The organism is Psychrobacter nivimaris, from assembly GCF_904846365.1.
Taxonomy (GTDB): Bacteria; Pseudomonadota; Gammaproteobacteria; order Pseudomonadales; family Moraxellaceae; genus Psychrobacter; species Psychrobacter nivimaris_B.
This window is the reverse complement of record NZ_CAJHAL010000002.1, coordinates 208437-222814: the sequence shown is the minus strand read 5'-3', so window position 1 is coordinate 222814 and position 14378 is coordinate 208437. Positions and strand designations below refer to the sequence as shown.

Sequence of the window (14378 nt, the reverse complement as noted above, 5' to 3'; positions counted from 1 at the left end):
TTAATACTCAAGTACGTATTTAATAAACTTAATTAGGTAGTCCGTTATGAGCATACAAATAGACTGGCAAGCATTTACGCCGACCTCCTTAGTTGGGGGTCTAATGCTAGGCGTAGCGACGGTTATCTTACTGCTAGGTATCGGTCGTATAGCAGGTATCAGTGGTATTTTTTCAAGCCTACTAAAACCCAAGCGTGTAGAGATGTGGCAGGTGCTGTTTATACTGGGTTTGGTCATCTCACCACTGCTATATCAGTTGGCAAGACCACTACCTGAGGTAGCTATCAGTACTTCCGTGCCATTATTGATTGGTGCAGGGTTATTGGTCGGCTTCGGCACGCGTTTAGGTTCAGGATGCACCAGTGGGCATGGTATCTGCGGTAATGCACGGCTGTCTCCACGGTCATTGGCAGCGACCGTTACCTTTATGCTGTTTGGAATTGTGACCGTCTATATCGGTCGTCACGTACTAGGCCTGCTATAGCGAACTCATGGCAGATTGCCAGATGAAGGTTGATAGCTGGGCTAACGCGCGAACGATATATGATGGTTAATAAAAGATAATAATAGCGAGATATGACGATGCTAAAAAATATAATCGGATTGTTAGCAGGACTGCTGTTTGGACTCGGACTACTGGTTTCAGGTATGACCGATCCTGTAAAGGTACAAGGGTTTTTGGACGTATTTGGTGCATGGGATATATCCCTTGCACTGGTGATGGGCGGTGGCTTGATCGTCGCTTTCTTCGGTGTGCGATTAGCAAAGCGTCAACAGAGCAGCTGGATTGGCACACCAATTGATATGCCAAGCAAAACTATCATTAATAAAAAATTGCTTATCGGTGCGATGTTGTTCGGTATCGGCTGGGGGCTAGTTGGTATTTGCCCAGGACCAGGAATTGTGTTGCTCGGTACTGGTCAATGGCAAGCCTATGTTTTTATTCCTGCGATGATTATAGGGATGTTGGCTTATCAATGGCTTGAGCCTAAGCTTGGGTAATATCGTTAATTTTCCATAAATATGGTCAGAGAACTACTAAGCGGCTACGGCGTTATCCTCCCTAGACGTACTATTTGTACAATCTGCAGTCGGCTGCCCTTGTATCCGTTTTAGCCTTCTTTGACTATAGGCGAGCGCTCAAAAAAGGTCAGTTATATGTAGCTGACCTTTTTGATGGATGTTAATTGATGATATGACTTAATAGATTGCCGTTTTATTTCGCACTGGCAGTTACTTTTGGCGTTTCGTGTGCCAATGATTTTGCCGCTTGGCGTAGCTCAAATTTTTGTACTTTACCGGTACTGGTCTTCGGTATTTCTGCAAAGACTATGTATTTTGGCACTTTAAAACCTGCTAGGTGCTGACTACAATGCTCCATCACCGTATCACGTTGCAGCGTGCTACCGGCGTGAATCTCGATAAAGGCGACAGGTACTTCGCCCCATTTATCATGTGGCGCGGCGACGACAGCACAGCTTTCAATAGCAGGTAGTTTATACAAGACGTTTTCTATCTCGATACTAGAGATATTCTCACCGCCTGAGATGATGATATCTTTCAGTCTGTCCATGATTTTGATATAGCCATCAGGGTATTTAACACCCAGATCACCCGTGCGGAACCAGCCATCAGTGAATGCTTCTTCGGTAGCCTTGCGGCTTTTTAGATAGCCTTTCATCACCATATTGCCACGTAGCGCCAGCTCGCCCATCTCTTCGCCATCAGCGGCGACTGGCTCGGTAGTACCTTGCTTAAATACTTCAAACCCTGCCATCAAGTGAGAAGTCATACCTTGGCGTGATTTTTTTTGGGCACGGGTGGCCACATCAAGCTCATTCCATTCTTCCTGCTCCGCACAAACCGTCACTGGCCCATATACTTCAGTGAGACCGTAGACGTGCGAGATATGAAAGCCCATTGCTTCCATCGCGGCCAGCATGGTTTCAGACGGCGGTGCACCAGCGACCCAGCCTTTGACCGTATGGGTGATAGCGTCTTTATACTCAGGTTTGCCGCCAGCAATCATATTGTGCACGACTGGCGCAGAGCAGTAGTGGCTAACTTGATACTTGGCAATCAGCTTCAATATCAAATCAGCATCAATTTTTCGCAAGCATACATTGACCCCAGCACGCTCGGCGATGGTCCACGGAAAGCACCAACCGTTGCAGTGAAACAGCGGCAGCGTCCACAGATACATCGGGTGTTTGGGCATGTCCCAATCTAAAATATTAGAGATAGCATTGAGAGTTGCGCCGCGATGATGATAAACCACGCCTTTGGGCTTGCCTGTCGTCCCAGAGGTATAGTTCAGCGCAATGGCATCCCATTCATCTTTCGGCATCTCCCAATTATCCAAGCTGTCTGAACTGGCTACTAATGCTTCATAGCTCATGTGCCCAAAGCGCTCGACATCGACAGCCTTGTCCGTTGAGTGAATGACGATTAAGTCTGGAAAAGTCTCATCGATAATCTCAGCATGCTCAGCAAATTCGCTATCTAAAATTAAAACCTTCGCTTCGGAATGCTGCAAACAAAAGGTAAGCGCATTGATATCGAGTCGGGTGTTCAAAGTACAGAGGACACCGCCTGACATCGGGACACCAAAGGCGCATTCGACCATCGCAGGCGTGTTCGGCAGCATTACGGCTACGGTGTCGTTTTTATCGATACCTAATTTGCGCAGGCCGTCAGCCAGTTGACGACAGCGAGTATAGGTCTGTTGCCACGTCTGAGTAAGGTTGTTGTGTTCTAGGTCGTCATAAATGATGGCAGTCTTATTAGGATAAACTTGAGCGCTGCGAATGATAAAATCAATAGGGGTAAGTGGTTGATGGTTGGCGGCATTTTTGCCAAGGCCTGTATGGAAATCTGTCATGATGATAGTCCTTTATCGTATTTCTATAATGCGTCAGTACATTAACGTCAGTATATTATTTAGTACAGTAATCTAGCATAGAAACTATAGGTATAAGTCGATATTTATCGATTTATATCTTAGTCTAATCTCTCAATGATATTAAGCTAACGGTATATAATCTACCTCAAAAGTTGGCTGGGTTTTGTGGTGTTTGCTTAACCATATGCCACAGTACCGCCTGATACACCGTCCCGCTCGTTATAGCAATTAATATAGTGCTCACTCATCAGTCGCTTGTCTGCATAGCTGACAATAATAGCGGTGTGTTACGATATCGATGATGCTAAACCCCTTAGCTCCACTAATTCTAAAAAGCCGTTTTTAAAAAGTAGCCTCATAAACTATTCATAAGGAAAATGATATGTCTGCCAGCCATAGTGCCAATACGATCCAAACCGCTAGCACCAATGAACACTATCCGCATTTATTTGAGCCGCTAGATTTGGGCTTTACTACGCTAAAAAACCGTATGGTTATGGGCTCAATGCATACTGGGCTTGAAGACCGTTTTTATAATTATGGCAAGCTGGCGGCGTATTTTGCAGAACGTGCCAAGGGCGGCGTGGCAATGATGATCACTGGCGGTATCTCGCCCAATCGCGAAGGCTGGTTGTTGCCTGCTGGCGGAACGATGAATACCAAAGCTGACGTTATCAATCACCAGCGCGTAACCCGTGCTGTGCATAAGCACGACAGCAAAATCATCATGCAAATATTGCACAGTGGCCGCTATGGCTATCATCCTTTTGCCGTATCCTCTAGCCCCATCAAGTCACCAATTTCACCATTTAAACCGCGTAAGATGAGCATCAAAAACATCGAGCAAACGGTAAAAGACTATGCTCGTTCAGCCAAACTTGCCAAGCAAGCAGGCTATGATGGTGTCGAAATCATGGGTTCTGAGGGTTATCTGCTCAACCAGTTTTTATCAAGCCATGTGAATAAGCGTAAAGACATTTATGGTGGTGATATTCATGATCGTATGAAGTTCGCTGTCGACGTGGTCAAAGCGGTACGTGAGGCGACTGGCGAAGACTTTATTATTCTATTCCGTTTATCGGTGATTGACTTGGTCAAAGACGGTAACGTCATGGATGAAGTCATTACCGTGGCCAAAGCGCTAGAAGAAGCGGGCGTGACCATCATGAACACGGGTATCGGCTGGCATGAAGCGCGTGTCCCGACTATCGTCACTAGCGTACCACGAGCCGCTTTCGTTGATTTCACTGCTGAAATCAAAAAGCACATTAGCATCCCGATGATGGCGGCCAACCGTATCAATATGCCAGACACAGCAGAAGAAATCATCGCTGCGGGTCAGGCCGATATGATTCAAATGGCACGCCCATTCTTAGCGGATGCACACTGGGTCAATAAAGCCAAAAACGGTCAGACAGATCGCATCAATACCTGTATCGCCTGTAACCAAGCGTGCCTCGACCATACCTTTGAAAATAAACGCTCGACTTGTCTCGTCAATCCGCAGGCGTGCTATGAGACTGAACTGGTCTATAAGAAAACCAAAAAACCGAAAAAAGTCGCCGTCATCGGTGGCGGTGTTGCTGGTATGTCAGCCGCTCATGTGGCAGCCTTACGTGGTCATGACGTAACTCTGTTTGAAGCAAAAGACGTGCTTGGCGGACAGTTTAACTACGCCAAAGTCATCCCTGGTAAAGAAGAGTTCTTTGAGACTATTCGCTACTATATTAATGAGCTTGAGCACCTGGGTGTTGAGATTAAACTGAACACCAAAGTCGATAAAGACATGCTTGAAAAAGCCAAGTTCCATCATGTCATCGTGGCAACGGGTGTCGTACCGAGAAGTCTAGAAGGTAAGCTCGAAGGTGCTGAGTTGCCACAAGTCATGAGCTATGCTGAGCTGCTGTCTGGCGAAAAAGCAGTGGGCAATACCGTAGCGGTCATCGGTGCTGGTGGTATTGGCTTTGATGTAAGTGAATATCTGACAGCCAATCATGGTAAGTCACTGGATGAGATCGGCCCTGAGGGACTAAAAGATCCAAGCTATCGTCCTGAACCGCAGTCTATCAGCGAATGGCGCGAAGAGTGGGGTGTGACCAATGATACCGACTATCAAAGTGATGGTGGTCTGGTCAGACCACATGCGATCAAACCGATTCGCCAAGTGTATTTGATGCAGCGTAGCAAAGGCCGTCTGGGTAGTGGTCTGAACAAAACCTCAGGCTGGGTACATCGTGCGCATATCAAGTCTCACGGCGTGATCCAAGTCGCTGGTGTGCAATATGACAAAATCACCAACGAAGGTATCTGGGTGACTAACCCACAAGGTCAAAGCCAGCTACTCCGTGTCGATAGTGTCGTTGTCTGTGCCGGTCAAGAATCAGTCGTTGAGCTGATGCCAAACGTGGGTGATGCACCAGACGCACAATATCACCTAATTGGCGGTGCTAAGCTAGCAGCTGAACTAGATGCTAAACGTGCGATTCGTGATGGGGCTGAAGTCGCCGCTCAGATCTAAACTCTTTAGCATGAATGTTAAATAATGGACGGCGAGGGATATCTCTTGCCGTCTTTTTTTATTTAGAATGAAAGTTTGACTTATTAAATTGGATATTCAGTTCAGCTTATGTTTATTTTGAGAGAATAGAGTGATTTTGTTCACTTATTCACGCTCTAATATAATACCGTCAAAATATCCTCGCATACCACAATGCAGTCTTCTATATTGATCATCCATATCTCTTAATAATAATTGAGTTTGGCCTTTATAAGTTGCTGGATATAAACGCAGCTCAACAGTTTTATTTGGCTGATCATCGTTGATGACCCAATGATTCTGTGACCATACGGCCTTACTCTCTCCTAAATCACAAGTATGAGCATTGGTAAAAATCAAAACGCCCTCGATAATAGAAAGGTAAGGTTTATTAGCGACACTATGAATCGATACCGTGTTTTTCGCCTCTCCTGTATCCTCCCAGCGTTGAGTACCTGAATTGTATATTGAGATTTGAGAGGTTTGAGAAAACTTACCAAAGGCACTTTTTCTCGGTAAATCAGAAGGACTTAACTCATCTGAAAAATTCCAAGCCACACCGTAACTGCTTTGCTCTTCGATATATTCTTTATATTCACGTATCAGACATTCTTCACTTTTACAGGTATTACGCTGAAACGTAAGCCATGTGCGTTGATTAGCAATGAACCTATCTTTAAAAGCTTTGCTGTCTTCATAGTCAGGAGCAGCGCCAAGATTGATTTTATATTTCTTCGCCATTGCGTCATCAAGCTTAGAAAGCTCAGGACTATCACAGACGGTTTTTTCTACCCAGCTAGCAGCTTTGTTGCAGTCAAAACTTGCTGCATTTGCATAAATGGAGAGTAGGCAAGTGCCTAAAATACCGATTGTAGTGATGCATAACTTTTTCATATTACCCTCATTTTTTAGAGCTTGATTGTATTTTAAGAAAGCTACCACTGTGATATATGTGTCATCATCACTTTCTACAAAAAACGAATCAGTCCATCCATCCTAGCCCAACTAGCCAGCCTCATTCATCTACCAACTGCCAATATTCTCCATCGAAATCCAAGGCTCAATAGGCTCTAGGTCTTCGCCACTTTGTAGCAGCTCAATTGAGATATTATTAGGGTCTTTAATAAAAGCCATATGGCCATCTCTAGGCGGTCTTAATATCTTGACCCCTGCCTGTATAAAGGTGTCGCACTGTGCGTATATGTTGTCGACTCTAAAGGCAAAGTGCCCAAAATTATCGCCATTGGTATACTCTTTTTCATCCCAGTTGTGTGTCACCTCAATCTCTGGCGCACCCTCATGCGTTGCTAAAAAATATAAGCTGAATCTGCCTGATTCAGAGTCTCTCTTTCTTAGCAGTTGTAAGCCCATAAGGTCACAATAGAAAAATAACGTTTCTTCTAGTTTGTTGGTTCTAATCATTGCATGTAAGTACTTCATGAAAATACCTTAATATTGATTATTCATAAAAAATGGAGTAATGGCAGGGTGCTTTTTATGCATCATTAATATACAAAATCTAAGATGGCGTACGTGTGATATCAATACCATTAACTATATACAGCGCATTTGTGTCAGTAATTTTTTATCAAGCAGTGTAAGCGGCGCACTCTGCAATACTTGTTATATTAAATCTGACGTCGCAAAATCTAACCTTCCATCTCGCCAACTAACCACTGCTCAAAATCATCCATCTGTGCTGCCAATTCAGGTTGCGCTTTTGCTAGGTCATCGAGTTTATTTTTAATCTCAGGCTTATTATATTTAACGCCAGTCAATGTATTCTTAAGCAGGTCGATAAGCTCAACATTTAGCGCATCAGAGAAGATGACAACTTCGGTAATCATTGCCTGCTTCACATCCATATGCACATCCATCATACCCCAATCAAAGCGTGTCTCGATATGATGAGTAAACTCAGGCGTTTTACCAAAGCGCCAATCCCAGTCTGCCATCTGCTGATAGTAAGCGTTTAGCGTGGGCTGCTTAGCAAGGCTGGCCTCATCTAATTGCTCAACCTGTGCAGTCTCTCCATGATATTCACAGAACGCTTCGATAATCGCATCAGACAAGGTTTCGTGATTGATAGTCTCATTAAAATCTACCAAGTTTGCCACGCGAGCACGCACAGATTTGATGCCTTTTGCTTTCAGCTTTAGCGGATGCGGGTTCAGATAGTCGCCAAGCTTTTGCATATTGGCATTGACCAGCAATGTGCCATGATGAAAGCTGCGATCTGCGGCATGTCTAAATGCGCTGCCCGATATTTTGCGGTCGCCGACCTGCATATCGTTGCGACCAGACAGCGTGGCATCTATACCGAGTTTCTGAAGCGCATTGATGATGACGGTGAAGTTTGCTTCTTGATCGTAAGCATCACTGGGCGATAAAAAAGTAAAATTGGTATTACCCAAATCGTGAAACACGGCGCCGCCGCCGCTCTGACGCCGTGCTAAAAATACATCGTCTGCTTCCATCTTATCGGTTTTGCACTCTACCCATGGATTTTGTGAACGTCCAATAACCACGGTCTCAGAGTTGCGCCATAAGAAAAGCGTGTGCGAGTCGGGATTGAGCGTATTAAATATCCAATCCTCGGTGGCAAGATTAAACCACGGATTGGTCACCGCAGACTTTAAGATGCGCAGTTTCATGTATTTGACTCTTTAATAAACGGGGTTATTGAGCAGGTTTTATAAATAGGTAGCATCATTCTTACCGATGCAGGGTTGTAATTCAATGGCTGTCTAACAGGGAGGTTGATTTTATCAGTGGCTTTGACAGTGGTGAAGACGTTGAGTATATAGAAAAACGGTGAAAAAATTTCATAGAAGAGAGTGCTAAGGTTGATGCTTCAGTTTTAGCGGGCGGTAATAAAAGCCAAGCAAAACGCTCAGCTTTATTACAGTTTAAAACAATAAATTTTGAGAATACTTTGTTCTATTTAGCACAAATCTCCCACTGCGATTTTGTACTAAGATAACATTGCATAACTGCTTTACCAGACTGCGCATAGGCATCACTGACGATACGCTGATTGGTTGGCAGACGATATCTGATGATCGCGGGCTCGTCATTGACGGTCGTCGTCCATCCAGTCACTTCATTACGGTCATTATAGTTTGCACTGGTAGAGGTTGCCATTTTGCCAAATCCTGGCAGGTTGTAGGAGACCTGTCTAAAACTATAACTCATCGCTGCACCCTCAGCGCCCTCATACTGACAGTTTAACTTCTTTTGCAGTTTATCTTGTTTATAAATATAGCAAGTGGTCTCATCTGAGAACTGACCAACCCCGCAAAAACCTGCCGTTGCAACTGACATCATACCGATAAATAACGCTATCCTTTTCATAATCATTCCTCAATAACTTATAAGTCCTACTAATGACGTTTGTCCTCTATTTTTTGTATTGCCAAATACTAACCAATACCTTGTAGATAGTAGGAAATTAGTAAACAAATATCAACTAAAATATTTTAAGTAAAACTTGAATTGATTTATCAGAGCTACTTTTATCATTAGTATTATTAAGAGTAGCTGTTATAGGGTAGTGCTATAAGAAGGGTTTACTATGACCGTGAATCTGTTTTTATAGATATTGAACTGATCGTTTATTTAAGGATGACTTTGGAGTTCTTTAGTATATGAATAGAAAGGCGCTGGGATAGGCTAAAGTATAAAAAATATAGGATCAGCGCTGCTTGCTATATGCTGCTTAATGAAAAGGATTTGTCCAGATTTATAAATTATCAAAAGGTGAAAACCTTAAAACTGTGCTAGGAAAATTAATAAGTGGATAAAAACTCACTATAAATTTTATAAAAAATTACCCATCAAACAATTAAAAAGTTATCATCATGAGTTTTTAATCACATGATAATTTTTACAACGCATCAGATGCTTATGACCGACACGAGTTGGCAAACGCAGTCTAAGCGCTTAATAGGATTACCCAATGACCAACCGTGACCTCATCATCTTTGTGACGCTCTCTTTTATGTGGTCACTATCTTTCGTCTTTTATCGTATTGGTGTCCCTGAGTTTGGCTCATTGGCATTCGCCAGTTTGCGTGTGATATTCGCCGGATTGGTCATGTTGGTCTTTGTATTGCTCAACAAGAAAAACAGAGTAGGCATCAAGGAGCATTGGAAAATGCTGGCGCTCGTTGGCTTGTTTTCGGCAGCGCTACCTTTTGTGTTGTTCTCATTTTCCGCGCAGTCAGTGAACGCAGGCGTGCTAGCCGTGCTAAATGCTTCTGTACCGATGATGAGTGGTTTTATCGCTAGAGTCTTCTTTAAGGATAGGCTATCGAAAAAACAAGCACTTGGTTTGGTGATCGGGGTGATTGGGGTAATCATACTGATGAGCGAAAGCTTATTTGGTGGCGGTGAGCCAGGCAAAGGATTGGTCGAAGGTCTATTGCCGATGGGCTACGCGCTATTAGCTTGTGTAGGTTATGCGCTTGGGGCCAACATCACTAAAAACTATCTGTACGAAGTATCGCCAGTCGCTATCACCGCAGGCTCGCTCATTATCGGTAGTATCATTATGCTGCCTGTAGCCTTTAATGAGTTCCCTTATGGTAAAGATATCAGCATAAAGGCATGGGTTTCGGTGATCTGTATTGGTGTGTTTTCAACCGCCATTGCCCTTATTTTTATGAATCAGTTGATTAAAAATATTGGGCCAACGCGTGCCACGAGTATCACGTTAGTCATTCCAATTTTTGCGATTATTTTGGGCTATCTATTGCTTGGCGAGGCGCTAAATATACAAGCCATCATTGGTTCGATTGTGATATTGATCGGCACGTATTTGTCACTAGAGCTGTCAATTAAGAAAATGCTAAAGCCGAAAGACAAGACTCAGACGAACAGTATTTAAGGCTTAGTAAACAGTCTTCGTAGTAAACGAGTACGAAGATTTGTATAGGTGAATATTGTTGTATCTGTTTGTAAATATTGCTTGGAATAATGAAATCTGTTCCCTATAAAGGTAGGCGCTAAACGTAGATTTACTAATGATATTATAAGTTTTTCTAAACAGCATGCGATAATAATTAGTATGATTGATGGTTGCTATAACTAAAGATCATAGATAGCAACAATAACCAATAGGACAGATTATGGCACACGATATTTTATTTGAGCCTGTAAAAATGGGTACACAAACGCTAAAAAACCGCATTATGATGGCCCCACTGACACGTCTGCGTGCCGTTGAGCCAGGCGATGTCCCTATCACATGGGCAGCAGAGTACTACTCGCAGCGTGCAGGGGCGGGCCTTGTCATCACTGAAGCGACGCAAGTATCGTTTCAAGCAAAAGGCTATGCAGGCGCACCAGGGCTACATACTCAAGATCAAGTCACTGCATGGAAAGCCATCGTTGACAATGTCCACGCCAAAGGTGGCAAGATCGTCGTCCAGCTATGGCACACAGGACTTGTCTCACATGAAAGCGTACAACCTGAACGCCGTGCGCCAATTTCAGCCTCAGATGTCGATGTAGGTATCCGTACCTCATTGCGTGATAGTGACAACCAAGCCATTCGCGCGGATGCCACGCCGCCGCGCCCAGCCAGTCTTGATGAGATTCAGCAAGTGGTTACTGACTTTGCGCATGCAACCAAGTGCGCGCAGGAAGCGGGGTTTGATGGTATTGAGATTCATGGCGCGCATGGTTATTTGCTGCATCAGTTTTGGGCCGAGCATACCAATCAGCGTGACGATGAATACGGTGGCAGCCGCGAAAACCGCGCGCGTCTGACCTTGGACGTGATTGATGCATGTGTGGATGCTTGGGATGCAGATCATATTGGTATTCGTATCTCGCCACTGGGCACATTCAACAATGTTGAGGGAGGCTACGAAGAAGACGATAACATTTGGCTGATTGAGCAAATCAATAAGCGTGGTCTAATGTATTTGCATCTGTCAGAGCCAGACTGGGCAGGTGGTACGCCGTATAGCGATGAGTTCCGTCAGCGTGTCCGTGATGCGTTCGATCAGACCATCATCGCGGCGGGTGGCTACGATGCGGACAAAGCTGAGAAGAACATCAAAGCAGGCTATATCGATGCGGTAGCATTCGGTCGTGATTATATTGCCAACCCTGATCTCGCTGAACGTATTCAAGAGGGCGCACCGCTCAACGAGCAGCATCCAGAGAGCTTCTATGGTGGCAGCACGGTTGGCTACACTGATTATCCGTTTATGAATGAAGTGTAAGCAATTATCCATCCGTCAGTATCACTGAATAGGCAGACAAACGCGTTATAAAAAAGCCCTTTGACTATCGATAGTTAGAGGGCTTTTTTTTACGCATTTATTTTGATTAATATCCAAAATTGCCTGTTTGATAATCACGGAAGGTTTGACGCAGTTCTTCTTGGGTGTTCATGACAAAAGGACCATGACCTGCGATAGGTTCACCGATTGGCTCACCGCTTAGCAGTAGCAATTTGATAGGTGTGTCTTCATCGGTAGTTGCAGGGTAGGTCAATTCGATAGTATCAGTAGCAGGTAATGATGAATGTTCAGATTGAGTGCCTACATGATTTCGAATAGGCGCTGAAAATTCAATTAGGCTGCCTGCGCTGACGGCTGTACCGTTGACCAATATTTGACCTTCTTGTACCAGGAGTAGGGTATTGTGCGTTTTCGGTACTTGTAGCGAGGTTGTACCTGCTGTATGTAGCTCAATATCCCAGAGATTGATCTGGGTAAATGTCGTTGCTGCTCCCGCTATCCCATGCCAGTCACCGGCAATAATGGCAGCTTGGCCAATGACAGTTTGCTCGTCGCCATTGTCTATCAGATCAACGATAGGCATATCAGCACGTTTGATAGATTGGTATTTTGGGTCGGTCAGTTTATGGGCGCTTGGCAAGTTGACCCATAACTGCACCATACTAAATATACCACCACGCTGACCGAATGCTTCAGAGTGGAACTCTTCGTGCAGAATGCCGCGACCAGCAGTCATCCACTGTACATCACCTTCTAAAATATCACCGCGCCCACCTGTTGAGTCTGCATGGCTAATCTCACCTGAATAAGCGATGGTTACGGTCTCAAAACCTTTGTGTGGGTGCAGTCCAACACCATGTGGTTGCAGCTTATAATCAGGATTGGGTGAAAAAGTCGTAGGCTTACCGTAGTCAAATAATAAAAAAGGATCAGTATGGCTATAATTAAGGTCTGGATTATCATCTAGATGACTGATCAGAGTTTTTACAAAAAAGCCGTCACCTACCCAGTGCGACTCTTTTTCACCGTGAATGTGTTTAATTGAACGCATGGGTCACCTCATTAGTCTAATTAGAATTACTATCAATAGAAAAGATATTGTTAAGTAATACTACTATGAATATAAGAGTAGATTGTATGAGTTTTTATTACTATTTCATTCCTATTGCTGTCGGCAGCGATTAAGCAAACGTTAAAAACTTATAAGTGTCCATGATTAGACGATCTCACCACTCACAAAACCACTGGCCCATGCCCACTGAAAATTATAACCACCAAGCCAGCCGGTCACATCAAGCACTTCACCGATAAAGTACAAGCCATTTTGCAAGTTGCTTTGCATCGTTTTGGAGGATACTTCATCGGTTGTGACGCCGCCGCGTGTGACCTCAGCGGTACGATAGCCTTCTGTACCAGAGGGCTTGAGCTGCCAGCCATTGAGCGTAGCCCCAAGTTCTGTAAGGCGTTCGTCTTTGATATTGGCAAGTTCTGTATCTTTGATGTCTTCCCACAGATGCGTCTGTAACGCCGCCAATAACTTCTTGGGTAGCGCATTGTCCGTGTTTTCTGCCAATACGGTACGAATAAGCTGGCGCGGGTGTGATTTTTTGCGAGCAAGTAAAAGCTCAGTGACGTCTATTTCAGGCAACAAATTGATACTGATGGTTTCCCCAGTCTGCCAATAGTTGGAGAGCTGTAACATGGCAGGGCCCGAAAGACCGCGATGGGTAAATAGGACGGGCAATTTAAAAGAGATACGCTCATTACTGGCAATAACTGGCAAACTGATACCAGCCAAAGCACGGATAAGCTCGCCTGTTTTGTCAGTGAAGGTAAAGGGTACAAGGCTAGCGTCAGTTGGCACAAGAGTATGCCCGAACTGCTGCGCCAACTCATAGCCGATACCACTTGCTCCCATGGTCGGGATAGATAGTCCACCAGTGGCGATGACTAAAGACTCACAGCTATAGCCTGTTTGCGAAGATTGAGTGCCGTTCGCAATGTCTTTTTTACCAAGCTTTTTACTCGTCGTTAGATAAAAGCGCTCACCGTTATCATGAGCAGCAGTTTTAACGTGATCAATCTGAGCATTAAGCTTTACTTGTACGCCTACAGCCGTGCATTCATCTAGGAGCATAGACAAGATATCTTGTGCCGAGTCGTCACAGAACAGCTGACCGTGTTCGCGTTCATGGTAGGCAATCTTATGCGACTCTACCATGCCGATAAACTCCCAACTTGGGTAACGACTTAGCGCTGATTTGCAGAAGTGGGGATTGGCACCAATAAAGTGCTCAGGCTCTACAAAGTAATTGGTGAAGTTGCAGCGACCACCACCTGACATCAAAATCTTTTTACCAGCTTTATTGGCATGATCCAAAACCAATACGCGGCGACCGCGCCGTCCGGCAGTCAGTGCACAGTACAACCCTGAAGCGCCAGCACCAATAATAACGACATCATAGTGAGTATGGTTTTGTGCATTGCGTTGATTAGTCATTGCGGTCTCGTAAAACGATGGGGTGAAAAAAGTATAACCAGGCCAAGCATTGTTTTTATTAAAAACGCGGCTGACATTTTGTTAAATGAAGCAGTATGTTTAGTGTAGCTATTGTCCATATTTCACTAAAGGTTACAAGGATTAAATGCCCTAAGCCATACGCTGTTACCGTGTGATCACAACCAG

Annotated in this window: 12 protein-coding genes; 5 read left to right on the top strand and 7 right to left on the bottom strand. The window is 44.3% G+C overall.

Annotation, left to right across the window (positions count from 1 at the left end):
• The first annotated feature begins 46 nt into the window (after positions 1-46).
• On the top strand, positions 47-484 hold the full coding sequence (locus tag JMX63_RS01960) for a YeeE/YedE family protein (RefSeq protein WP_101205134.1): 438 nt from the start codon (positions 47-49) through the stop codon (positions 482-484).
• Positions 485-582: 98 nt separating this feature from the next.
• Complete coding sequence (locus JMX63_RS01955; RefSeq protein WP_101205161.1) at positions 583-1002, top strand: DUF6691 family protein; 420 nt, start codon at positions 583-585, stop codon at positions 1000-1002.
• A gap of 214 nt (positions 1003-1216) precedes the next feature.
• Here JMX63_RS01955 and JMX63_RS01950 read toward each other — a convergent pair whose 3' ends face one another.
• Complete coding sequence (locus tag JMX63_RS01950) at positions 1217-2881, bottom strand: AMP-binding protein (protein WP_101205133.1); 1665 nt, start codon at positions 2879-2881, stop codon at positions 1217-1219.
• Positions 2882-3284: 403 nt separating this feature from the next.
• Here JMX63_RS01950 and JMX63_RS01945 point away from each other — a divergent pair, with 403 nt between their 5' ends.
• Positions 3285-5420: an NADPH-dependent 2,4-dienoyl-CoA reductase gene (locus JMX63_RS01945; protein ID WP_201570499.1), complete on the top strand. Its 2136-nt coding sequence runs from the start codon at positions 3285-3287 to the stop codon at positions 5418-5420.
• Positions 5421-5564: 144 nt separating this feature from the next.
• Here JMX63_RS01945 and JMX63_RS01940 read toward each other — a convergent pair whose 3' ends face one another.
• From JMX63_RS01940 to JMX63_RS01925, 4 genes are all read right to left on the bottom strand, one after another.
• Complete coding sequence (locus JMX63_RS01940) at positions 5565-6332, bottom strand: lysozyme inhibitor LprI family protein (RefSeq protein WP_165597770.1); 768 nt, start codon at positions 6330-6332, stop codon at positions 5565-5567.
• 129 nt (positions 6333-6461) lie between these two features.
• A complete protein-coding gene (locus tag JMX63_RS01935; protein ID WP_193834201.1) occupies positions 6462-6878 on the bottom strand; it encodes a VOC family protein in 417 nt (138 codons plus the stop codon).
• A 209-nt stretch (positions 6879-7087) separates the two neighbouring features.
• Positions 7088-8092, bottom strand: a complete 1005-nt coding sequence (locus JMX63_RS01930) for a lipoate--protein ligase (protein WP_134292327.1) — start codon at positions 8090-8092, stop codon at positions 7088-7090.
• Positions 8093-8378: 286 nt separating this feature from the next.
• Entirely contained in the window at positions 8379-8792 is a 414-nt protein-coding gene (locus JMX63_RS01925) for a hypothetical protein (protein ID WP_102090860.1), read from the bottom strand.
• A gap of 604 nt (positions 8793-9396) precedes the next feature.
• Between JMX63_RS01925 and JMX63_RS01920 the strand changes: the two genes are divergently transcribed.
• The gene (locus JMX63_RS01920; RefSeq protein WP_101205127.1) at positions 9397-10326 is read left to right on the top strand and encodes a DMT family transporter; all 930 of its coding nucleotides are present in this window, start codon (positions 9397-9399) and stop codon (positions 10324-10326) included.
• A 241-nt stretch (positions 10327-10567) separates the two neighbouring features.
• Positions 10568-11671: an alkene reductase gene (nemA, locus tag JMX63_RS01915; protein ID WP_058024390.1), complete on the top strand. Its 1104-nt coding sequence runs from the start codon at positions 10568-10570 to the stop codon at positions 11669-11671.
• A 106-nt stretch (positions 11672-11777) separates the two neighbouring features.
• On the opposite strand, the gene JMX63_RS01910 is transcribed toward nemA, so the two are convergent.
• Positions 11778-12743, bottom strand: a complete 966-nt coding sequence (locus JMX63_RS01910) for a pirin family protein (RefSeq protein ID WP_101205126.1) — start codon at positions 12741-12743, stop codon at positions 11778-11780.
• A 165-nt stretch (positions 12744-12908) separates the two neighbouring features.
• On the bottom strand, positions 12909-14192 hold the full coding sequence (locus JMX63_RS01905; protein ID WP_101205125.1) for a BaiN/RdsA family NAD(P)/FAD-dependent oxidoreductase: 1284 nt from the start codon (positions 14190-14192) through the stop codon (positions 12909-12911).
• Positions 14193-14378: the final 186 nt, after the last annotated feature.